This window comes from Nocardia amamiensis, from assembly GCF_015477605.1.
GTDB classification, from domain to species: domain Bacteria; phylum Actinomycetota; class Actinomycetes; order Mycobacteriales; family Mycobacteriaceae; genus Nocardia; species Nocardia amamiensis_A.
The window spans coordinates 1-20,894 of sequence record NZ_JADLQX010000004.1; the positions used below are offsets into that span (position 1 = coordinate 1).

Annotated in this window: 19 protein-coding genes; 9 read left to right on the forward strand and 10 right to left on the reverse strand. The window is 67.2% G+C overall.

What is annotated here, in order from left to right:
* Positions 1–955: 955 nt before the first annotated feature.
* Positions 956–1,600, reverse strand: a complete 645-nt coding sequence (locus IU459_RS06565; protein WP_195128583.1) for a TetR/AcrR family transcriptional regulator — start codon at positions 1,598–1,600, stop codon at positions 956–958.
* Between the two features lie 110 nt (positions 1,601–1,710).
* On the opposite strand from IU459_RS06565, the gene IU459_RS06570 reads away from it, so the two are divergent.
* Positions 1,711–3,135 carry an MFS transporter gene (locus tag IU459_RS06570; protein ID WP_195128584.1) on the forward strand — a complete coding sequence of 475 codons (1,425 nt, stop codon included), beginning with the start codon at positions 1,711–1,713 and terminating at the stop codon, positions 3,133–3,135.
* Between the two features lie 136 nt (positions 3,136–3,271).
* Here IU459_RS06570 and IU459_RS06575 read toward each other — a convergent pair whose 3' ends face one another.
* The 5 genes from IU459_RS06575 to IU459_RS06595 form a co-directional block, all read right to left on the reverse strand.
* Positions 3,272–4,729: an MFS transporter gene (locus IU459_RS06575; protein WP_195128585.1), complete on the reverse strand. Its 1,458-nt coding sequence runs from the start codon at positions 4,727–4,729 to the stop codon at positions 3,272–3,274.
* Positions 4,730–4,801: 72 nt separating this feature from the next.
* A complete protein-coding gene (locus IU459_RS06580; protein WP_228837508.1) occupies positions 4,802–6,181 on the reverse strand; it encodes an MFS transporter in 1,380 nt (459 codons plus the stop codon).
* A 113-nt stretch (positions 6,182–6,294) separates the two neighbouring features.
* A complete protein-coding gene (locus tag IU459_RS06585) occupies positions 6,295–7,155 on the reverse strand; it encodes a hypothetical protein (RefSeq protein ID WP_195128586.1) in 861 nt (286 codons plus the stop codon).
* 296 nt (positions 7,156–7,451) lie between these two features.
* On the reverse strand, positions 7,452–7,805 hold the full coding sequence (locus IU459_RS06590) for a cation:proton antiporter domain-containing protein (RefSeq protein WP_195128587.1): 354 nt from the start codon (positions 7,803–7,805) through the stop codon (positions 7,452–7,454).
* Positions 7,802–7,972 (reverse strand): hypothetical protein, encoded by a 171-nt coding sequence (locus IU459_RS06595; protein ID WP_228837509.1) that lies wholly within the window; start codon positions 7,970–7,972, stop codon positions 7,802–7,804. Before IU459_RS06595 ends, IU459_RS06590 begins: the two co-directional genes overlap by 4 nt.
* Before the next feature lie 350 nt (positions 7,973–8,322).
* Between IU459_RS06595 and IU459_RS06600 the strand changes: the two genes are divergently transcribed.
* Both IU459_RS06600 and IU459_RS06605 read left to right on the forward strand, forming a co-directional pair.
* Positions 8,323–9,021: an ABC transporter ATP-binding protein gene (locus tag IU459_RS06600; protein WP_324198772.1), complete on the forward strand. Its 699-nt coding sequence runs from the start codon at positions 8,323–8,325 to the stop codon at positions 9,019–9,021.
* Positions 9,018–11,492 carry an FtsX-like permease family protein gene (locus IU459_RS06605; RefSeq protein WP_195128589.1) on the forward strand — a complete coding sequence of 825 codons (2,475 nt, stop codon included), beginning with the start codon at positions 9,018–9,020 and terminating at the stop codon, positions 11,490–11,492. Before IU459_RS06600 ends, IU459_RS06605 begins: the two co-directional genes overlap by 4 nt.
* A 44-nt stretch (positions 11,493–11,536) precedes the next feature.
* On the opposite strand, the gene IU459_RS06610 is transcribed toward IU459_RS06605, so the two are convergent.
* A complete protein-coding gene (locus IU459_RS06610) occupies positions 11,537–12,112 on the reverse strand; it encodes a TetR/AcrR family transcriptional regulator (protein ID WP_195128590.1) in 576 nt (191 codons plus the stop codon).
* 228 nt (positions 12,113–12,340) lie between these two features.
* On the opposite strand from IU459_RS06610, the gene IU459_RS06615 reads away from it, so the two are divergent.
* Positions 12,341–13,330: an alpha/beta hydrolase gene (locus tag IU459_RS06615; protein ID WP_195128591.1), complete on the forward strand. Its 990-nt coding sequence runs from the start codon at positions 12,341–12,343 to the stop codon at positions 13,328–13,330.
* 737 nt (positions 13,331–14,067) lie between these two features.
* The gene (locus IU459_RS06620; RefSeq protein ID WP_195128850.1) at positions 14,068–14,406 is read left to right on the forward strand and encodes an STAS domain-containing protein; all 339 of its coding nucleotides are present in this window, start codon (positions 14,068–14,070) and stop codon (positions 14,404–14,406) included.
* 47 nt (positions 14,407–14,453) lie between these two features.
* On the opposite strand, the gene IU459_RS06625 is transcribed toward IU459_RS06620, so the two are convergent.
* Positions 14,454–15,491 carry an LLM class F420-dependent oxidoreductase gene (locus IU459_RS06625; protein ID WP_067477487.1) on the reverse strand — a complete coding sequence of 346 codons (1,038 nt, stop codon included), beginning with the start codon at positions 15,489–15,491 and terminating at the stop codon, positions 14,454–14,456.
* Between the two features lie 152 nt (positions 15,492–15,643).
* Between IU459_RS06625 and IU459_RS06630 the strand changes: the two genes are divergently transcribed.
* Positions 15,644–16,303 (forward strand): cyclodeaminase/cyclohydrolase family protein, encoded by a 660-nt coding sequence (locus IU459_RS06630; protein ID WP_195128592.1) that lies wholly within the window; start codon positions 15,644–15,646, stop codon positions 16,301–16,303.
* A 13-nt stretch (positions 16,304–16,316) separates the two neighbouring features.
* On the opposite strand, the gene IU459_RS06635 is transcribed toward IU459_RS06630, so the two are convergent.
* The gene (locus tag IU459_RS06635; RefSeq protein ID WP_195128593.1) at positions 16,317–17,216 is read right to left on the reverse strand and encodes an NADP-dependent oxidoreductase; all 900 of its coding nucleotides are present in this window, start codon (positions 17,214–17,216) and stop codon (positions 16,317–16,319) included.
* Between the two features lie 66 nt (positions 17,217–17,282).
* On the opposite strand from IU459_RS06635, the gene IU459_RS06640 reads away from it, so the two are divergent.
* The 3 genes from IU459_RS06640 to IU459_RS06650 all read left to right on the forward strand — a co-directional run bounded on the left by IU459_RS06640 (position 17,283) and on the right by IU459_RS06650 (position 19,607).
* Positions 17,283–17,717 carry a winged helix-turn-helix transcriptional regulator gene (locus tag IU459_RS06640; protein WP_195128594.1) on the forward strand — a complete coding sequence of 145 codons (435 nt, stop codon included), beginning with the start codon at positions 17,283–17,285 and terminating at the stop codon, positions 17,715–17,717.
* Between the two features lie 177 nt (positions 17,718–17,894).
* Complete coding sequence (locus IU459_RS06645) at positions 17,895–18,647, forward strand: L,D-transpeptidase (protein ID WP_195128595.1); 753 nt, start codon at positions 17,895–17,897, stop codon at positions 18,645–18,647.
* A gap of 201 nt (positions 18,648–18,848) precedes the next feature.
* Positions 18,849–19,607: a hypothetical protein gene (locus IU459_RS06650; protein WP_195128596.1), complete on the forward strand. Its 759-nt coding sequence runs from the start codon at positions 18,849–18,851 to the stop codon at positions 19,605–19,607.
* Between the two features lie 59 nt (positions 19,608–19,666).
* Here the strand turns inward: IU459_RS06650 and IU459_RS06655 are convergent, their stop codons facing one another.
* Positions 19,667–20,521, reverse strand: coding sequence for a bifunctional 5,10-methylenetetrahydrofolate dehydrogenase/5,10-methenyltetrahydrofolate cyclohydrolase (locus IU459_RS06655; protein WP_195128597.1), 855 nt, complete (start codon positions 20,519–20,521; stop codon positions 19,667–19,669).
* Between the last annotated feature and the right edge of the window lie 373 nt (positions 20,522–20,894).

The following is a 20,894-nucleotide window of genomic DNA, read 5'->3' on the forward strand; positions in this document are numbered from 1 at the left end:
CCCGCGGCTCCGACCGCGCGAACCGCCAACCCACCCGGCACATCAACGAATCCAACTCGGCCACAACACGATCCAACAACACGCAACAGATCTACCAGCACCAACCCGACCAAGTGTCGTTGCAGTACTAAGCCACCAGTCCGCAACCAACCGATGAGTTTCACAGTGCAGCCACTCTAGCGACAAGCTCGTACCGAGCGCCGCCCGCACAGCCCATGAATCCGCACGCGGCAGATTCGCTGTCCGCGACAACGCCGCGCGGTAGGTGTTCGTGCGGCACAGCCCGATTGCTGGGTGACATACCGCGCTGCTCAGTATGCAGGCCGTTCTCCTGACTTCCCGGGATTTCCACCCCGCCGAACATAGAGGAGCTGAACGGCGCTTTCGACCGTGATACCCACGACACCACGTGCGTACGCGGGACATCTCTTGGCATCAATCTACTATCTGCGGGCGTACTCAGCTGAAGTCATGTGATCGAAACCATGGTCCCGGTGGAGTTCAGGATCGCCGACGCAACACACCGTGCCTGAATCAGCACACCCAACGTGACCATGCTCGGCGTACGGGCCACCCCATGGCCCTGCTGACGTCGTTACGCTTGACAGTTCACGTCTAGCAAACAACTGCCGACAGCGCCGAACGAACGCGCTGCGTGGCGGGAGAGCAGCCTCGGGCCCGACTGCGCGGCCGACATTCGGTCAGCTCTGCTGCAGCATGCCCTGCATCTGGTCGATTTCGGCCTGCTGTGCCGCAACTGACCAGGGCAATCGTGGCAACGCGAGGATGGCACCGCCCCGCCTGTACATTCTCGATCCCGAGTACATCACCAACTCCTTGAAGTCTCGAGGGATACGAACGTGAGCCGAACAGAGCACGGGCCGCGCACAGTGGGACCGCGCTGACAGCTGGCGCTCATCGCAGCCACCGCTGAGGCGATCGGTGGGCGACATCATCACCTCCCCGGCCCTTTGCTGCGGTGGCTGGTTTGGGACCGGCCGAACACTGGGCCGGTCGGTGCCGGATAGACCACATCGACGAGTTCGCGAGCGAACGCATCGAGGTCGTCGAGGCCGATGCGGGCCAGGTCTTCGGCGGGTGTGGTGAGCAGGTTGAGGGTGGCGGCGTGGAGGCAACGGGTGAATACTCGCGCCGAGGCCAGGGTAACGGGCAGGCCGGCGGCGCGCTGGAGTTCTTCGTTTACGCCGAAATCGGTGTACATCATGTCGGCGAGCAGATTGCTCACAGCAGGGTTGCGCAGAGCCTCGGCGTGCATTTCGACGAAGACATCGGCCCCGGGGCGGGCGCCCTCCGGTATCCGCCGCATGATCTGCGCCAGCAGCGCGATGAACCCTTCGCGGTCGGCAGGTGCGGCCGCGGCCCGTAGGCGGGCGATGTCGGCGAGGTAGAGCTGGAAGTGCCGTTCGGCGGCCGCGACCAGTAAGGCGTCACGGGTCGGGAAGTAGTTCTTGGTCGTGCCCTCGGGGACACCGGCGTCGGTGTCGACCTGCCGATGGGTCAGCCCACGCGATCCTTTCGCCGCGAGAACGGCGATAGCCGTGTCCTGCAGGAGTTCGCGTCGCGCTCGATTTCCGGCCACTCGTCCAACCTCCCTGTTGCGATGGCACCACTCTAGTGGTACCACAAATGGGGTACCACATCTGTGGTAGTGCACGGCTCGGTTCGCGAACCACAAGCAGGAGGTAGGACATGCATGCCCACCCAGATGCCCAGCACGCGCCCTATTCGACCGCTCCGCCCGACCCGCGTCGCTGGCGTGCGTTGGCGGTGCTCGCGGTCGCGCAGTTCATGCTGATTCTCGACATCACCGTGGTGACGGTGGCGCTGCCGGATATCGGTCGCGATCTGGATCTGAGCCGCTCCGCGACGACGTGGGTGGTCACCGCCTACACGCTGCTGTTCGGCGGGCTGATGATCTTCGGTGGTCGCGCGGCGGATCTGTGCGGTGCGCGCGGGATGGTGATGACCGGGTTGGCCGTATTCACCGGGTCCTCGCTGCTGGCTGGTCTGGCGGTGAACGCGCCGATGCTGGTGACAGGCCGGGTTGGGCAGGGAATCGGCGCCGCGCTGTTGTCGCCCGCGGCGATGTCGATCGTGACGACGACCTTCCATGGCGCCGAACGCAACAAGGCGCTCGGCGTATGGGGAGCGCTCGGCGGTACCGGTGCCGCAATAGGTGTGCTCGTCGGCGGCCTGCTGACGGCCGGGCCGGGGTGGTCGTGGATCTTCTTCGTCAACGTGCCAGTCGGAGTCCTACTACTGGCCGCGATAGTCAAGTTGGTCCCGGCCGGGACGGCCGAACCCGAACGCGGAATCGACGTGCTCGGAGCCATTCTGGCCACAGCCGCGACCGGGTCGGGGATCTATGGACTGATCAATGCTGGTGACGATGGCTGGGGAGATCCACTCACGCTGCTGCCGCTGGCAGCCGCCGCGGTTTTGTATGTGGCATTCGTCGTCTACGAGCGTAAGGTCAGCGCGCCGCTGCTGGATCCGCGACTGCTGACCCGTCGTCCGGTAGCTGCGGGTGCGGTGCTGATGCTGGTCGCTACCGGCCTGCTGATCACCGGCTTCTTCCTGGGGTCGTTCTATTTGCAGCAGGCTCAGGGGAATTCGGCGCTGGTGACAGGGTTGCTGTTCGTCCCGGTCGCGCTCGGCACTATTCTCGGCGCGCACAACGCCGGGCATTTCATCGGCCGGTTCGGCTATCGCCCGGTCGGTGTGGTCGGGCTGACCATCGCCGGGGCCGGAGCTGTCGTGCCTGCGCTGTGGAGCGGAACGACCGCTCTGATCATCGGACTCACGGTCGCCGCCGCGGGGCAGGGTGCGGTGATCGTCACCGCCACCACGACCGCGCTGGCGAATGTCGATCCCGCCCACGCCGGAGTCGCTTCCGGATTGGTGAACACCTTCCATGAGATCGGTTCGGCGCTCGGTGTCGCGCTGATCTCCACCATCGCGGCCACCAGCCTGCGCAGCCTTGGGGTCGAAACCAGCGGATTCACCAATGCGTTCACATTCAGTGCCGTGACCGCGCTCGTCGTCGCGCTCGCGGCCGCGGTATTCGTCCCGGCCGGTAAGCCACCCGCCGGGCTGCGAGTCAGCGCTCACTGACCGCGCGGCAATGGCTGTCGGCGAAGGGTTTTCGAGAGAACGTCATAACGAAAAACCCGCCGTACGCGGGCGCGGCGACGGTAGGTTGGCACGTCGAAGACGTCGACGTGAGGCTGAGCCCGCCTTGATGACGGGCTCAGCCTGGTGCTTGCCGCAATCCCGCGGCCGCGGCGTCTCGAGCGGCCTCGAGCACGGGCTCCGGGGCGGGGGTGCGCATGGTCACCGCGGTGATGCCGGCGCCTGCCAGGGCGATGGCTGCCGCTCCGAGGAATGCCGCCGAAAACCCGTTGGTGAGTTCGGGCAGATCACCGATCCGGTCGGCGCCGAATGCGGTGGCCACGGCGGTCATCGCGGCCAGTCCGATGGCGGAACCGACCTGATAGCTGACGTTGACGATGCCGGAGGCCAACCCGCCCGCTTCGGGACGCGCCGCGGAGATGGCTGTGCCGAGCGAAGGGATGAAGGCCAGCGACATACCGCCGGCGGCGACCAGTGAAGCGGGCAGCACGTCGATCCAGAAGTTGCCGGTCGGACGGACAAGCGACATGATGCCCAGGCCGAGGCCCAGTACCGTCAGACCGGTCACGATCATCGGCTTGGCGCCGAAGCGCTGCATCGCGCGCGGTGCGAGCACCACCATGCCGAGCATGATCAGCGTGGTCATCGGTAGCAGGGCCGCGCCGGACGGGAAGGCGCTGTAGCCGAGGACCTGCTGGAGATACAGGTTCAGGAAGAACCACATCGGCACCCACGCCGCGCCCAGTAGCAGCTGAGCGACGTTGGCAGCGGCCAGATTCGGCGCGCGGAAGATGCCGAGTCGCATCAACGGTCGGCTGCGGCGGGACTGGATGACGATGAATCCGGCCAGCAGTGCGGCCGCGACGGCGAGCACTCCCCACGTTTGCCCCGAAACCCAGCCGACTTCCGGGGCACGGACGATTCCGTAAACCGCTGCGGCTAGACCGGCGGTAACGGTGGTCGCGCCGAGGAGATCCACGGATCCGGACCGTGCCGCGGCGTTGGGCATCAGGGCCGGCACAGCGATCAGCGCCAGGATCGCGATCGGGACATTGATGTAGAAGACCCAGGGCCAGCTGATGTATTCGGTGATGACGCCGCCGAGGAACACGCCCGCCGTGCCACCCGCTGGTGCCGCCGCACCGTAGATCGCCAGCGCCTTCGTCAATTCCTGCGGCGAGGAGCCGAACAGCATCATCAGCAATGTCAGCGCCGACGGTGCGATCAGCGCCGCTCCGCCACCCTGAATCGCTCGGCCTGCCAGCTCGATGCCGATATTGCCTGCGGCACCGGCGATCACCGAACCTGCCAACAGCACCAGCCATCCCGCGCCGAATACACGACGGGCTCCGAACAGATCGGACAACCGGCCGCCGAGCAGCAGCAGGCCACCGAAGGCGACGACGTAGGCATTGAACACCCAGCTCAGGTTCTCCTGCGAGAAGCCCAGTTCGGCCTGCATCTTCGGCAGTGCGATGCCGATGATCGAGGTGTCCATGATGACCATGAATTGCGCGGCGGCAATCACCGCAAGTGCCGACCACTTTCGCGTGGTTGGCCAAGTCTGCGTAGACATTTCTTTACGAGAAGACACCTTTGCATGACGACGAGGGCGCCCTTGTGAGGCGCCCTCGAGCAGTTTCGACCCCTATGCCGCCGCTACCGTTTGCCGTTGCCGCTCCACTCGTGTCGGCCAGCGCTGGTGGTCGGCGTCGATAACGAATGGGTGTGTGTGCTGGTAGAAGCGTTCGTTCACACGCACGGCGTCGGCCAGGCGGATCGGGTCGATGGTGCCGACCTCGTGCAGGTGGGTCAACGTTTCGGGATCGTGGCGGGGCCACGTACGCAGCGCGATCGTGATGCCGACGCTTGCGATGACGGCCAGCGTGGCCCAAGTGATGGTGAAACCCGCGGTGGTGGTGAGCCAACCGGCAATGGGGTAGGCGATCAGCCAGGCCAGGTGTGACAGCGAGAACTGGGCGGCGAACAGAGCGGGGCGGTCGGCGGGCCGCGACGAGCGCCGCAGCACCTGCCCGGTCGGGGTGAGCACTGCCGCGGTTCCCGCGCCCACCAGCGCCCATACCGTGATAGCCGCACCCCAGCGCCAATCGCCCACTGCAGCGGTCGACAGGGCGACGGCCGCGCCGAGTCCGACGAGCAGGGTGGCCGCGCCGGTCAGCATCACCGGCCGCGCATCGAGCCGTTCGAGTACCCGGGGCAGCGACAGCGCGACCAGCATGGTGCCGAAACCATTGGCCGACAGCAGCATCGCCACTCCGGACTGGGTTCCGCCGAGCGTGTCGCGCACGTAGTTCACGGTATTGACCATGATCACCGAGCCCGCGGCGGCGACCACCAGGTTCAGGCCGAGCAGTCCGCGCAGTCGCGGTGTGGCGGCGAAGATTCGCATGCCCACCGTGACCCGGTCGCGGAAGCTGCCCGACGTCGTCGCGCCGGCTTCCGGAATGCGGGTCGCAACAACCAGGGCCGCTGAGACGGCGAATCCGATCGCGGTGCCGACGAACAGCCAGTGGAAGCTGATCACAGCCAGTGCCGCCGCGGCCAGCATCGGACTGAGCAATGTCTCCATGGTCGCGGCCAGTTGCGCGGCCGACAGCGCCCGGGTGTATTCGCGCTCGTCGGGCAGGATGTCGGGGATGATCGCCTGATAGGTGGGGGTGAACGCGGCTGAGGCCGTCTGCAGCACAGCGATCAGCACATAGATCTGCCACACCTGGTCGATGAACGGTAATCCCAGCACTACGGCTGCCCGCACACCATTGAGCCCTACCAGCAACGAACGCCGAGGGAAGCGGTCGGCGTACGCGGCCACGACCGGCGCGACAGTGACGTAGACCAGCATCTTGATGGTCAGCGCGGTGCCGAGCACGGCGGCCGCGTCGGCGCCGGCGAGTTCGTAGGCGAGCAATCCCAGGGCGACGGTTGTCAATCCGGTCCCGAAGAGCGCCGATACCTGGGCGATGAAAAGTCTCAGATAGTCCCGGTGGGCGAACAGTGAGGTGATCATGAGAAACACTTTCTGGATCTGGTTCGGTGGATCGCGGGTACTGGGACAGTGGCACGCGCACATGGTGGCTCCCCTTCGGCAAGTGGTCGGAGTGTGCTCTGGCTCGGTGGATTTCAGTGTCCGGCGGTAGCCGTCGGCAGGGTGAAGGCGGCGGTACGTACGACATCACCGTGCTGGAAATCAAGGAACAGGCGGTACGTCCCCGGTCCCGGTACGGCGGTGTGGAACGTGATGTCCGGGCCGGGCGCGGTCGTTCCGTCACCAGGTTCGCCGTTCGGGTGGACGTGGACGTAGGCCAAGTCGCCCGCACGCAGAATCACCAAGTGGCCGTAGGCGGCCAGGTACGGCTGCAGATCGGTAACCGGTCGGCCGTCTTTGCGCACGGTCAGGGTCAGCAGCCGGCCTGCGCCGGGAACCAGGTCACCGTCCAGGGTCACCTCGTAGCCGTCCACGGTCGCGGTGCGCGGCGCCTCCGGCGTGGGGCGCGGTTCGTACGCTCCCGCGACAGCGAGATCCGCTCCGAGGGTGATCGTCTTGCCAAGTGCGCGTGGGGCGACGTCGGTGAAGACACGGTAGGCGCCCGCCGCGGGGATGTTCAGTCGTACGGTCCAGGTTCCGTCCGCGGCGAGTTCGGGATGCACGTGCCAGAAACCGGTCAACTCGCGCTGCACGACAATCAGATGCAGTTCGCGGTCATGGATGGGGGCGTACTCGGTGACCGGCGCGCCGTCCGGCCCGAGGATGTGGAACCGGAAGTCGACCTGACCCGGGCGCACGACCGGCTCCGCGAGCGCCAGGGTGTAACCATCCTGCGTGATCTGCAGTCCTCCCGGCAGCCCTCCGTCGCGCGCTTCGTGGCCTCCGTGCTGAGCATGACCCGCATGAGCGGCGTGAGCCGCATGCTGAGCGTGCGCGCCATGCCCTGCATGATCGCCATGCACGCCGTGGTCATTGGTGTGAGTCTGCGTGGTCATCGCCCCAGCCTTTCTGATCTTGTTCTTCCGACACGGAGAACATATACCCCTGGGGGGTATATGGGCCACTGGAGCAAGCGTGACGCGCCTCACCCGCAAGCCGACCCCACCCCGAGGGGTATCCCCGTCGGCGGGCATTGCATGTGGCATAGACCGCAATGAGGTCGCCGTACGCCTCGGAGAGTCTGCGACGACTCGATCCCCGCCGGCGCCCACCACCTCCTCGCCGCACGGTCTTCAGCGGCCGTATCGACCGCCCACCGTCGCGGCGCATTCACCGCGGGGATCGAATGGAACTAACCCGCCTCCCGCTCGGGACGTGCGGTTTCCGGCGTCGGCTGTGTGAGCGCCATGGTTTTGCGGGCGCGCTGCGCTTCTTCCTCCGTGACGGTGGCGCCGGCCATCGCCCGTCGCAGAATGGGTGGCGCCATCAGGGAGGTCACGATCGCGACCAAGATCAGCACGGTGTAGGCCTCGACGCCGAGCACGCCCAAGCGCAGCCCGACCATGGCGATGATCACTTCTATGACCCCCCGAGCGTTCATCCCCGCGCCGAGGGCCACGCATTCGGCGCGGGTCAGCCCGCTTGCCAATCCACCCAGCCCGGCGCCGAGGAACTTGCCGACGATCGCGATCCCGAGAGAATTCATTTGCACTGGCGATGTTCCGCGATCTCCGACATGGTCACCGACGTCGACCCGCGCTCGTTCACCAAGCCCCAGGTGGTGTCGAGAATCGCCTCACGGACCTCCCGGCGATGAGCCTCGATGGTGTCGTTCCATAGCTTGGGCGTAATCTTGATTATACGAAGCGACACGCTTTTGACGAAATGTATTGATATAGACACTCTGTCTAGAAAAGATTATTCGCGAGTCGTGGCGATCCTGGCGGTGGTGATGATGCTCGCGACCGGCGGAAGCGGTGGCCATGGGCCCGGTAGGCACGGCGGTGGCGGGCACCCGCCCGCGGGTGTGCACCACACCTCGCCACCGCTTGGAGTACCCCCATCCCGATCTGTCGTACCAGGTGCGTCCCAGCAATACATCGCTCCGCCGACGAATGGCTCTGGGCAGACCGGCGCCGCTACCCCACCGCCCGGTCATGTCCCGCCGCCTGGTGCGCACGGCTGACCTCCACCCGGCATCGCCGAAAGTCTGGGAGAACACAGTGAAAAACGCAATCGATGTCGATGACGTCGTCAAGACCTATCCGGTCGCCGGAGGAGAGTTCGTCGCCGTCGACCACATCAGCCTGCAGATTCCCGAAGGTGAGTTCGTCGCGATCGTCGGACGCTCGGGCAGCGGGAAGACCACCCTGCTGAACATGCTCGCGGGCATCGACCGAACCACCTCGGGCACGATCCGGGCCGCGGGCGCAGACCTGGGCTCACTGTCGGAATCCGGCCTGGCCGCCTGGCGAGGTGCCAATGTCGGGCTGGTATTCCAGTTCTTCCAGCTGCTGCCGACGCTGACGGTCGCCGAAAACGTCATGCTAGCCATGGATTTCGTCAAGAAGATCCCCGTCACGGAACGGCAAGATCGTGCCCGCACGCTGCTGGAACGAGTCGGCATCGGCGCTCGAGCCGACAAGCTGCCCGCCACCCTGTCGGGCGGCCAGCAACAACGTGCTGCGATCGCACGGGCGCTGGCCAACGATCCGCCGCTCATACTGGCCGACGAGCCGACCGGAAACCTGGACTCGCACACCGCCGACGCGGTGCTCGATTTGTTCGTGGAGCTGAACTCCGAGGGGCGCACCATCATCGTGGTCACCCACGAACGCGACATCCGTTCGGTCGCCGGCCGCCAGGTGACGCTGCAGGACGGGCGCATCGTGACCGATGAAGACGCGGTGGTGCGATCATGACGAATCTGATGGCCGTGAAGGTCCTGCGGGATCTGCGGGCCAATTGGTCGCGGCTGGCGTTGATGGTGGTCGCGATCACAGTGAGCCTCATGGTTTTCGGTGGCGTGCTGGCCGGGTGGGCCACCACCGGCCGGGAAACCGGCGCCGCGTACATGAGCACCGAGCCCGCCTCGGCGACCATCCTGTTCGACGAAGGTGTCGACCGCGCACAAATGGATGCTTACGTCCGGCAGGCGCGGACTCAGCCCGGCGTGATGGAGGCGGTCGGGCGTACCCAGTTCGACAGCGAGGTACTGGTCAACGACCAGTACCGGGAGATGCCCATGCAGATCTTCGTCGCCGCACCGGACGATCCGATGCGGATGGCGAAATTCTTCCCGCAACAAGGCGCATGGCCACCGGCGCCGGATGAGATCTACCTGGGCAGCGACTCGCTGAACATGCTCGGGGTCGCGGTCGGTGACACGATGACCCTGACGGTGCCGACCGGAGAACATCGCGCCGACGGCAGCGAGGCCGCCGGCGGAGCCACGGTCCGGCTGCGGGTCACCGACACTGTCTACGATCCCAGCCTGTCTCCGTCTCCGCAGGAACAGCGCGGTCGCGGCTACGTTTCCTCGGCCGTACTGCCGGACAAGCCGATGCTGTTCGACCAGCTGAAGATCGTCGTCGCGGATCCGGGACAGACCGAACCCAGCCGCGACCGCACTGCGATCATCGCCGTGGCCAGCAAGGTCGCCACCGCATTGCGCGACCAGGGCGTGGCGATACGTGAGGTGCAGGTTCCGCCGCCGTATGCCCACCCGCACCAGTGGCAAGCCGATTCGCTGTTGCTTTCCCTGCTTGCCGGCGGCGCCGCGGCGTTGATGCTCAGCGCCATCCTCGTCGCGAATATGCTCAACAACCTCTTCACCCAGCAGATCCCGCAAATCGGCATCATGAAGGCGATCGGCGCGGGAACCGGCCGAATCGCCCGCGCGTATCTCGTCATGATTCTGCTGGTGGCCGCGGTCGCGACGATCATCGCGCTGCCGATTTCGGCCTGGGTCGGCAGGCTGCTGGTCTCCTCGCTGCTCGGCATCGAAGCCGCGAGCCTCGCCGCTCCAGCATGGACCTATCTGGTGATCATCGCGGCAGGACTGGGTCTGCCGACATTGATCTCGTTGATCCCTTTGGTCAAGGCCAGCCGGATCACCGTCCGCGCCGCGATCGACCACCATGGCGGCACCGCTCGGACCAGCGCCGCGGCGGGCTTGATGACTCGGCTCGGCCGCATCCGTCGTCTGGACCGCGGTCTGATCATGGCGCTGCGCAACACGATTCGGCGCCCCGCCCGGTTCGCGCTCTCGGTCGGACTGCTCGCGGCCGCGGGCATCGTCTTCGTCGCCGGCATGTCCTCGAGTGCCGGAGTGGACGCGGTGACCGAGGAACAGCAAGCGCAGCGCAAGTGGGACGTCGAGATCCAGCTCGACGAAGGCTATTCCATGGATCGGCTGCGCAACCTGCTCCAGCCGGTGCCCGGCATAACCAAGCTCGAGGGACTGGGCGGCGCCCAGACCGGCGTCGCCGGTCCAGGGGCGGTACCGCTGACAAAGACCTATCCCGACCAGGGGCACGGCAGCGTAGCGGTGCGTGTCGTGCCCGCCGACGCGACCCTGCTCACCATCCCGACGAAGATGCTCGAAGGTCGTTGGCTACAGCCCGGGGAAACCGGCGGCGTGGTGCTCAACCAGATCACACGTAAGAACACGCTGCCGGATGTCGGCGCAGGAGACACCATTCAGCTGTCGGTCGGCGGCAAGTTCACCAGCTGGCAAGTCGTCGGCGTCGCCGAGGAAACCGGGCACGGCAGCGGCGTGTACACAACGCCCGAAGGCTTCGCCACGGCTCTCGGCAAGCCGCAGCAGGTCAACCTGTTGCGCATCGCTACCGACCGACACGACGAGGACACCCGCGGCGCCGTTGCCCGTGCGGCAGGGGAGGCTCTGTCGAATGCGGGTATCGCGGTGAAAGCGTCCCAATCGGTCAGCGCGGCCAACAAGTCCACCGCGGGGCACATGGGCCCGTTGGTGACGATCATCATGGCCATCGCCATCGCGATGGGCATCGTGGGCACGATCGGCCTGGCTTCCACCATGAGTGCCAACATCCTGGACCGAATCCGCGAATTCGGTGTAATGCATGCCATTGGCGCTCAACCACGGACGGTCCGTCGCATCGTGGTGGCCGAGGGCATCTTCCTCGCCTTGGCCAGTTGCCTGGTGGCAGCACTCCCCGCGCTCGGCCTGACCGCACTACTGGGCAATGGACTGGGGACGCTGTTCTTCTCCGCTCCGCTGCCCTTCCGGATCTCGCTGCCCGCCGTGCTCATCTGGACGCTACTCGCGATCCTCGGTGCCGCGCTGGCAACCGAAGCGGCCGCGTCACGCGCTTCCCGCGTGACGGTCCGCGAGGCACTCGCCTACCTGTGAGACACGACGTCATGATTTCGACACATTGTGCGCCGACTGGTCGACTAGTCGTCGTCCTGTGGCCGCAGACCGGCCCGGGTGACCCTGACCAGTCGGCGCACGGCGGCCTTCGACCGCAGCGTATGTGCTGCCGCCAGCGCCGACAGGCAGTACCGCGCCAGTTCGTCGAGGGGGACATCGATGCGCACCACACCTGCGCCGGCCCCCTCTGCCAGCAGATTGCGCACCATTTCGTGCAAGTGGCGCTCGGCGTGCTCCGCATGGCCGCCCTGGTGCAGCAGCGGTGCGAGTTCACCCGCGTGGTGCTCGTAGTCGATCAGAGCGTAGGTCGTCAGTACCCGTTCGATCCGCTGCTCGATATCGCCTCCGCGCTCGACGATTTCGGCCAGTTGGCCCAGATGCGCAACGATCCGGCGCTCGTGCCACGCCGAGAGAATCGACTCCACGTCGGGAAAATACTTGTAGAGCGTCGCGCGTCCGATCCCCGTCGCCTCGGCGATCTGAGTCATGGTCACCGAGGCAAGACCATGCTCGGCGACAAGCGCGGCGGTCGTGTCCAGCAGGGCATCCCGCACTGCTTGCCGGTGCGCGGTGATGGTGTCATTCCACAGCTTGGGCACCAGCGAAGTATATCGAGGTCACGCGATAGCTCCTGCCTGCGCAAACCGATGCCTCCCGGCTATGGGACGAGAACTTAAGTGACGGCGCGTCGGGACAGTAACGCTACGCCGGTGATCGAGACAACTGGCCAGCGCCCGACGGTGTGATAGGGAGTGGCATGCCACATCGCCGCGTGGTCCAATGAGAACCGGCCGGGAACAACCCCGCGCACTCGGCAGGGGGCTTCCGTGGGCTTGACGAAAAACGCGCAAGAAGTACTGGCGGCGGTGCCGCCACGTCCCCCGCGACGCGAGCTCTCGGTCGATCAGAACCGTGCCGGGATGCAGGTACTGGTGTCGAATTTCGGCGCAGCCGAACGTGCTCCAGGTATTGATGTCCGAAATCTGGTGGTCCCGCCGAGCCGTGAGCGCGCCACGGTGAGCGTGCGCCTCTATCGGCCATCCACCCGGGACCAGCTGGCCTGCTTGGTATACGCGCACGGGGGTGGCTGGACGATCGGTGATGTGAACACCCACGACTGGATCTGCCATACGATTGCGGCGTACGCGAAGTGCGCTGTCGCATCGGTAGATTATCGCCGGGCACCGGAACACCGATTCCCCCTCCCGCTCGATGACGTGTGCACAGCCGTCGATTGGGCATGCTCCCCGGCCGCAGCCGAATACGGCATCGATCCAGACCGAGTCGCGGTCGGCGGCGACAGCGCAGGCGGAAACCTGGCCACCGCCAGCTGTCTTCGGCTCCGGGGATCCGGCATCACGATCGCCCACCAGTTACTGGTACTGCCTGTGGTGGACTCGTATCCATCTCAGTGGCCCAGTTACGCCGAGTACGCCGAAGGGTTCTCGATGACAGCGGCGGACATGATCTGGTACTTCGACCAGTATCTCGGCCCGGGGTGGCCGGAACGCGACAACGCCCTGGTTGCGCCGTACCGCGAACCCGACCTGTCGAACCTCCCCCCTGCCACCATCATCACCGCCGAGTGCGACGTGCTCCGCGACGAAGGCGAGGCATACGCACAGCGGCTCGCCGCCGCAGGCGTCCCCGTCACCAAACGTTGTTTCGACGGCATGTTCCATCCGTTCCACCTGTTCTCCGGGGTCCTCGACGAGACCCGCGAACTCGTGGAGCTCCTCGCATCCGCAGTCCTGCGTGCTGTCGGATCACCCGGCAGCCAGAACCCGGAAGACGGCGACCACCCCTTGGGCTCGTGACCAGCGCTACGCTGACTGCGCGCCCGGGAAGCGAGCGGGGGACATGTTGCCCAGACGAGCGATGCAGACACGCATGTGCCGATATCACCGAGCAGCGCCGCACCGAGTAGCGGCTGTTCGCTAGTCTCCCCCGGGGCGGGTCATCGAAGGCCTGTGGCCGGATCGCCCACTCGACGAGCTGACGGCCACCGAGATCCAACAGCTGGTGCAGGCACACCGCGCGCAGGCGGTGGTGCGGTCGAATTCCTGGTGCGGCGTGGTGGCGAGAAGGCGACCGATCGTGTACTGCGCTCGCGCGGCGGGCGGCCGATCTCGCGCCGCCGGTACGACACGCTCTCGGCGCGCATCTGCCGTGGACCGCGGCCCTCAGGGCGAGTGCGCAGTGGATCCGGCACACCACGCTGACGTGGGTCGAACGCGAGTTCGGAGTCGCCGTCGCCCCTGCCTGCGCCGGGCGCACCGACCGCACCTCGAGTCACAGTTCGGCCACCTTCACCTACGTCCGCGCGGCACTGGTCGAGCTGGCGGAAGCGGTCTCCGTGCTCACCGGCGAGGCCCACCCGCTCATGCAGAGCAATCGACAGGTCCCGACGGCGCCGCCGCCGTCCAGGCAGGCCGGTCGGCGAACAAGGTATGGTCAGCCGTATGAACACTCAAATGTTGCGAATCTGCCGCGATTTGTGTGTTGTGAAGGGGTGACCAACACTTCCGGAGACGCGTATCCCCTCGCGGACACGATGACCACCACGGTCGCGGCGCACGACGGCGCGACGGTGCTGACGGTGGCCGGGGAGGTCGATCTGGCGACAGCCCCCGCCCTGGAGAACGCGATCGAGGCCATTCTCAGTGGGAAGCCCGCGGCCCTGATCATCGACCTCACCGCGGTCAGCTTCCTCGCCTCGGCGGGCATGGCGACGCTCGTCGCCGCCCATCAACGTGCGGGCACGACGACCGCGATCGCCGTGGTCGCCGAAGGCCCGGCGACCAGCCGCCAGCTGAAGATGACCAGCCTGGATCAGGTGTTCGCGCTACATTCCACACTGGACGCCGCGCTCGAGGCGCTGCGACCGAGCTGACCAGGACCGTCGCCGCCGTCGCACCCGGCGACGGCGGCGACGGTGGTTCACACCAGTTCGCGCAGTTGTTCGATCAGCTTGACCCGCTCGGCGGGGGTCGCCGCCATCGGGACGACATTCAAGACCGTGACGCCCGCCTCCCGGAAGGCCGCCACCCGCTCCTTGACGTAGCCCGCCGGACCGACCAGGGAGATGTCCCGCGCCAGCGCGTCCGGGACGGCCTTCGCCGCGGCCTCCTTCTCACCGGCCAGGTACAGCTCCTGGATGCGGTCGGCCTCGGCCCCGTAGCCGTACTTCGTGGCCAAGGCGTGGTAGAAGTTCTTGCCTTTGGCGCCCATGCCGCCGATGTACAGCGCCAGGTGCGGCTTCACGAATTCCAGCAGCGGTTCGACGTTGTCTCCGATGGCCAGCGCCGGACCGGCGAACACGTCGAGGTCGCCGAGGGCGGGGTCACGCTTGGCGAGGCCCGCGTCGAGCGAATCGCCCCACACCTCCCGCGCCTTCTCCGGCAGGAAGAAGATCGGCTGCCAGCCCTCGGCGATCTCGGCCGCCAGCTCCACGTTCTTCGGCCCGAGCGCGGCCAGCAGCACCGGAATACGGTCGCGGACCGGGTGATTGATCAGCTTGAGCGGCTTGCCCAGACCGGTTCCCTGCCCGGCCGGCAGCGGGATTTGATAGTGCTTGCCCTGGTATTCCAGGCGCTCGCGCCGCCACACCTTCCGGCAGATCTCCACCAGCTCCTTGGTACGGCCGATCGGCGCGTCGTAGGGCACGCCGTGGAAGCCCTCGATCACCTGCGGGCCCGACGCGCCCAGGCCGAGCAGGAAGCGGCCGTCGGAGACGAAGTCCAGGCCCGCCGCGGTCATCGCGGTCAGGCTCGGGGTGCGCGTATAGATCTGCAGGATGCCCGAGGCCAGCTCCAGACGCGTCGTCTTGGCCGCCAGGTAGCCGAGCGCGCTCACCGCGTCGAACGAGTACGCCTCGGGGACGAACACGATGTCCAGCCCCGCCCGCTCGAGGTCGGCGACTTCGTCCGCCGCCTCCTTGAAGCCCCCCGAGTAGTTGATGCTCAATCCGATCCGCATAGCACTCAACATAACGGCGACTATGCACAGCCCGCGCACCGGCCAGGCAAGAACGCCCCGTCGGGGCGTGGTCGCGGCCGTATTCGCGGATGCGACGAGGTAGCGTCTACCCGTAGTCCCACTCTCGCCGTAGAACGAAAGGCAACATCCCCGTGTCGCAGCCCAGCACGTCGTCCACGGACACTGCGCCGTCCTTCGGCGAGGCCACCCTCGCGCAGTACCTGAACGATCTGGCTGCCAAGATTCCGGCGCCGGGCGGCGGCGCGGTGGCCGCGCTGCACGCCGCACAGGCCGCCGCGCTGGTGGCGATGGTGGCCCGCTACACCACCCGGGCCAAGGACGCGGACAACCGTCCCGTGGTCGACCGCATCATCGAGGCCGCCGACGCCGCCCGCGAGCGGGCTCTGGCGCTCGCCGACGCCGACGCCGCCGCGTTCACGGCGGTCGGCGCCGCCTACAAGCTGCCCAAAGACGCTCCGGATGAACGCGCCGCCCGCACCGCGGCGATCAACGCCGCGCTGATCGAAGCCGCGCGCGTCCCGGCCGCGGTCGTCGACGAGGCCGACGAGGTGCTGTCGCTGGCCGCGGAACTGTTCCCGATCGGAAACCCGAATGTGGTCACCGATATCGGCGCCGCCGCCGACGCCTGCCGTGCCGCCGCCGCCAGCTCGCAGCTCAACATCGAGATCAACGTGTCGGCACTGCCCGCGGCGGATGGCGACCGCTTCGCGCCCGTGCTGATCCGCATCGAAGAGCTGACCGCACGCGCCGACGCCCTGCACGCCGACGTCGTGCACGCGCTGCGCAAATAATTCCGCAGCGCGTTCAGGCGGGCGGGTTCCAGGCGAGCACGATCTTGCCGCGCACCCGGCCGGACTCGCTGATCCGATGCGCCTCAGCGATCTCCGCCAGCGGCAGGACCTGGTCGATCGTGGCACGAAGATGCCCGCGTTCGACCATGGTCGCGATCTCGCGCAGCGAGGCACCGGACGGTTCGACATAGAAGCGCTCGTAACGCGGGTCGGCCTCCGCGTCCGATCCCTGGGTGTCGATCAATCTGCCCCCGGGGCGCAATACGGCCGCGGAGCGGGAACCGTATTCGCCGCCGACCAAATCCAGCACGATATCGACATCACGGACCGTGGTGGCGAAATCGACCGCGGTGTAGTCGATCACCTCATCGGCTCCGAGCCCGCGCAGATACGCGTGGTTGGCGGCGCGTGCGGTGCCGACCACGAATGCGCCGCGGTGTTTGGCGATCTGCACCGCTAGGTGCCCCACGCCGCCCGCGGCCGCGTGCACGAGCACACGCTGCCCCGCACCGAGCCCGGCCAGCGCCTGCCAGGCGGTCAGCGCTGCCGTCGGCAGTGCCGCCGCATGCACAAAGTCGATGACCTTCGGCTTCAGTGCCAATGTATCAGCCTGCGCCACAACGTATTCCGCGTTACCGCCGCCGAACACCATGCCGTACACCGGATCGCCAACCGCGAAGCGGTCCACGCCGGGACCGAGTTCGTCCACGACACCCGACACGTCGAGCCCCAGAGTCAGCGGCGGATCACCCAGCCCGCCGATCAGCCCGGCGCGCACCTTCCAGTCGGCCGCGTTGACGCTGGTCGCGGCGACCCGCACCAAGACCTCCCCGGGTCCGGGCTGCGGCCGATCGACCTCCACCACGTGAAGAACTTCCGGACCTCCGAACACATTCTGCGTGATTGCGAGCATGCGACGATTCTGCGAGAGCCTGGTACCTTCTGGGAAGAAGGCACCTTCTTGATATCGAGGTACCCGATGGATACTGCCTGCTACCGGTCCGAGTCTTCGAGTCTGGTCGAGAGCTACCTGCACCATTGCCCCGCACGGGAAGTGCTGGCCGTCCTCGCCGACAAGTGGGTCATGCTCGTGCTGAGCGTCCTGCGCGACAACGACGGGCCGATCCGCTTCAACGATCTGCGCCGCCGCCTGGACGGCATCACCCAGAAGATGCTCACCCGCACGCTGCGCAACCTGGAACGCGAGGGGCTAGTGCGCCGCGCGGTCTACCCGACGGTGCCGCCGCGGGTGGAGTACTCCCTCACCGAACTCGGTTCGAGCATCGGCGCACTCAGCCACGCCATGGGTGTGTGGGCCGTCGAGCACCAGCATGAAATCCTCGCGGCACGAGCGGAATTCGACGCCCGGTCGGCGGCCGAACCGGAGCCGCTGCCCGTACGTCCCGCCCGCTGACCGAGCCGTCCCGGCACCGGCCGCTGTTTTCTTCGCGGCCGAACGGGTAGGCGACCAGTGGTAGGCGAATCCTCCGGTCACAACCGGACCACGGACCGCATCCATCCGTGGCCGAGTTGATCATGCGGGCTTAGAATGTTTCCTTGCCTACCACACCATCTCGAAGGGGTGGACGCCATGAGGAGCGCAATTCGGTACCTGTTCCTCGCGACCGTGATCGTGGCACTGGCCGCGTTCGGGTCGGGCGCGGCGGCAGCGACGGTGATCGGACGGCCATCGGCACCCGCCGTGGCGTCGATCGGACCTTCGAACGGCCAGGTGGTGGGTGTCGCTCATCCCGTGACCATTCGTTTTGCCGCGCCCGTGACGGATCGCGCACGGACCGAACAATCCATCGACATCCGAACAACCCAGCCACTCGCGGGCACGCTCGCGTGGACGAGTGATCGCGAAGCGGTGTGGACGCCGAGCGGGTTCCTGCCCGCCAATGCCCGCATCGTCGTCTCGGTCGGCGGCACACGCACGGAATTCCGCACCAACGCACGTGTTTTCGGTGACGCCGACATGTCGGCGCACACGTTCACCGTCACCATCGGCGGCACCGTCGTGCGGACCATGCCCGCATCGATGGGCAAGCCGGGCTATGAAACGCCGTCCGGCACGTGGCCGGTTCTGGAGAAGTTCCGTTCGATCGTGTTCGACTCCCGGACCATCGGCATTCCGCTGAGTTCGCCGGAGGGCTACATCATCAACGGTGAATTCGCCGAACGCCTCACGTGGGGCGGCGTTTTCATTCACTCCGCCCCGTGGTCGGTCGATCAGCAGGGTTATGCGAACGTCAGCCACGGTTGCATCAACCTCGCCCCCGATGACGCCGAATGGGTTTATCACACCCTCGGCATCGGGGACCCGGTGGTCACGCACTGGTGATCCGGATCCGCAGTGCAGCAAGGCTTTCGGCTGAAGGCCCGCTGCAACTCCGCGCGCGGATGTGTCCCGATCAGGAACCCGGCAGTATTCTCCGGGTGCGTGCGGCTCGGCGTAAGGACGCGGCACCGCGTACCCGCAACCCGAGCATGCGGATAACCTGACCGGGACCTGATGAAGGGTGGGGCGATGGATCGACCGGAGATGAGCGCACGACCTGGCTACGACCGCGGGAATCGGGGCATACCCGGGCGACATGGCAATCCGCCGGGGGACGGCGAGGACTACCAGGGTGAGTGGTCCGCCTGGGTCGACCAGGCACCCGGCGCCGTGCAGCCGCCGCCACCCGGACCCGCACCGGCACCGGCACCGGCACCCGAGCGCACGCCCTACGAGGATGAATTCAGCGGGTTGATCGATCGCTCGGGCGCGCCGCGGGCGAGGCGTCGGTGGGCGGTACCGCTGCTCGGCACGCTCGGCGTCGCCGCTCTCGGCTTCGCCGCCTACATGCAGTTCGCCACCGGCGACTCCGGCCAGCCGACCGTACCGGCGCCATCCGCCCAGGCCACCGCGTCGGCGGCGGCGCCGATCGCGCAGTGCCCGGCCGAGCGGGTCGGCAACCGGATCCAGGGCAACGGGGTGGGCGGTTTCGATTCCGGTCCCGCAGTGATCTTCGCCTTTCAGCACGCCTATTACGTGACCCGCTCCGGCGAGGACGTCCGCACCACCACGACCGCCGACGCGGCCGTGCAGACCGCCGACGCCATCCAGCGGGGCATCGACACCATCCCCGCGGGAACCACTCATTGCGTGGCCATCACCCCCGGAGCGTTCGCGGGCCAGTACGTCGTGGTCGTCACCGAGCATCGTCCCGGACAACCTCCGGTCACCTACAACCCGCAGATCGTCACCACGACCAAGGACGGCGACCGCACACTGATCAGCGCCATCGGTCGCGGCTGAGTCCCGCGCTCGTTAGACCCTCGCAGTGCGGGCCGGTGCGAGGGTCTGGGCGCGAGGACTCAGTTCTTGCGGCGGTTTTCTGCGGCGACGACCACGTGGCGCATGAGCAGGGCGGTGGTCACCGGGCCGACGCCGCCCGGGACAGGGCTCAGTCCGGCGGCCTTGCCGCGCACCGAGTCCGCGTCGACGTCGCCGACGATCTTGCCGTCGGGCGCCTCGTTGGTGCCGACATCGATGACCACCGCGCCCTCGCGGACATGCTTGCCGGAGATCAGGCCGATGCGGCCCGCCGCGGCGACGACGACGTCCGCGGTGGCGGTGACGGCCGCCAGGTCGGCGGTGCGGGAATGGCAGACCGTGACCGTGGCGTCCTTGGCCAGCAGCAGCTGGGCGAGCGGCTTGCCGACGATGTTCGAGCGGCCGACGACCGCGACGTGCCGGCCGGCGAGCGGGATCTCGTGGTGGTCGAGCAGCTCCACCACGGCCTCGGAGGTGGCCGGGACGAAGCCGTCCAACCCGGCCGCGAGCAGGCCGAGCGACAGCGGGCTCACGCCGTCCACGTCCTTGGTCGCGACGATCGCCGAGCTCACGTCGTCGAGGCTGACACCGGCCGGAAGGGGGGTCTGCAGCATGATCGCGTCGGTTGCCGGATCCTCGCCGCGCGCGGCGAGCTCCGCGCGGATCGCCGCAGCGGTCGCGTCCGGACCGAGATCGACCGTGTCGCAGACGATGCCGAGCCGTTCGGCCGCCTTGCGCAGCGAGTTCACATACCAGGCGCTGGCCGGGTCGTCGTTCGCCACGACCAGCGCGAGACGCGGCGCGCCCGGGCCGTCGGTGAGCGCGGCGGCGCGAGCCTTGGTGTCGGCGTTGATGGCGGCGGCGAGTTCCTTGCCGGACAGCGAAACGGTATCCACGTCGACACAGCCTAATGGGCGCGCCCGCCCGAAGTTGCTCCCCAGCCCGCGCCGGGCCGCGTCACGTCGAGCCAGCCGGTGAGACGCAGCCGGAGAAGTACGTCCGTGGCCGCCGGGCCGAGCGAAGGAAGCCGCAGGAATGCACAACCGGACGAAGTTCATCTAAAGCCCGCGTCGGCGAGCGAACGGGAAGATAGCCGCGGAAGACGTGGGCGAACGAATTCGCCCCTGGTCCGCGCCGAGCGGAGGCCAGGCAGCCGCCTATTCAGCCCCTCCGGGACGAGTCACCTGCACCCGTGAGGCAGATGGCCGTAGAAACGCGCAACACCAGCGCGAATCCGTCGGGCAGTTCCCATATGCCGGGTTCGATCGC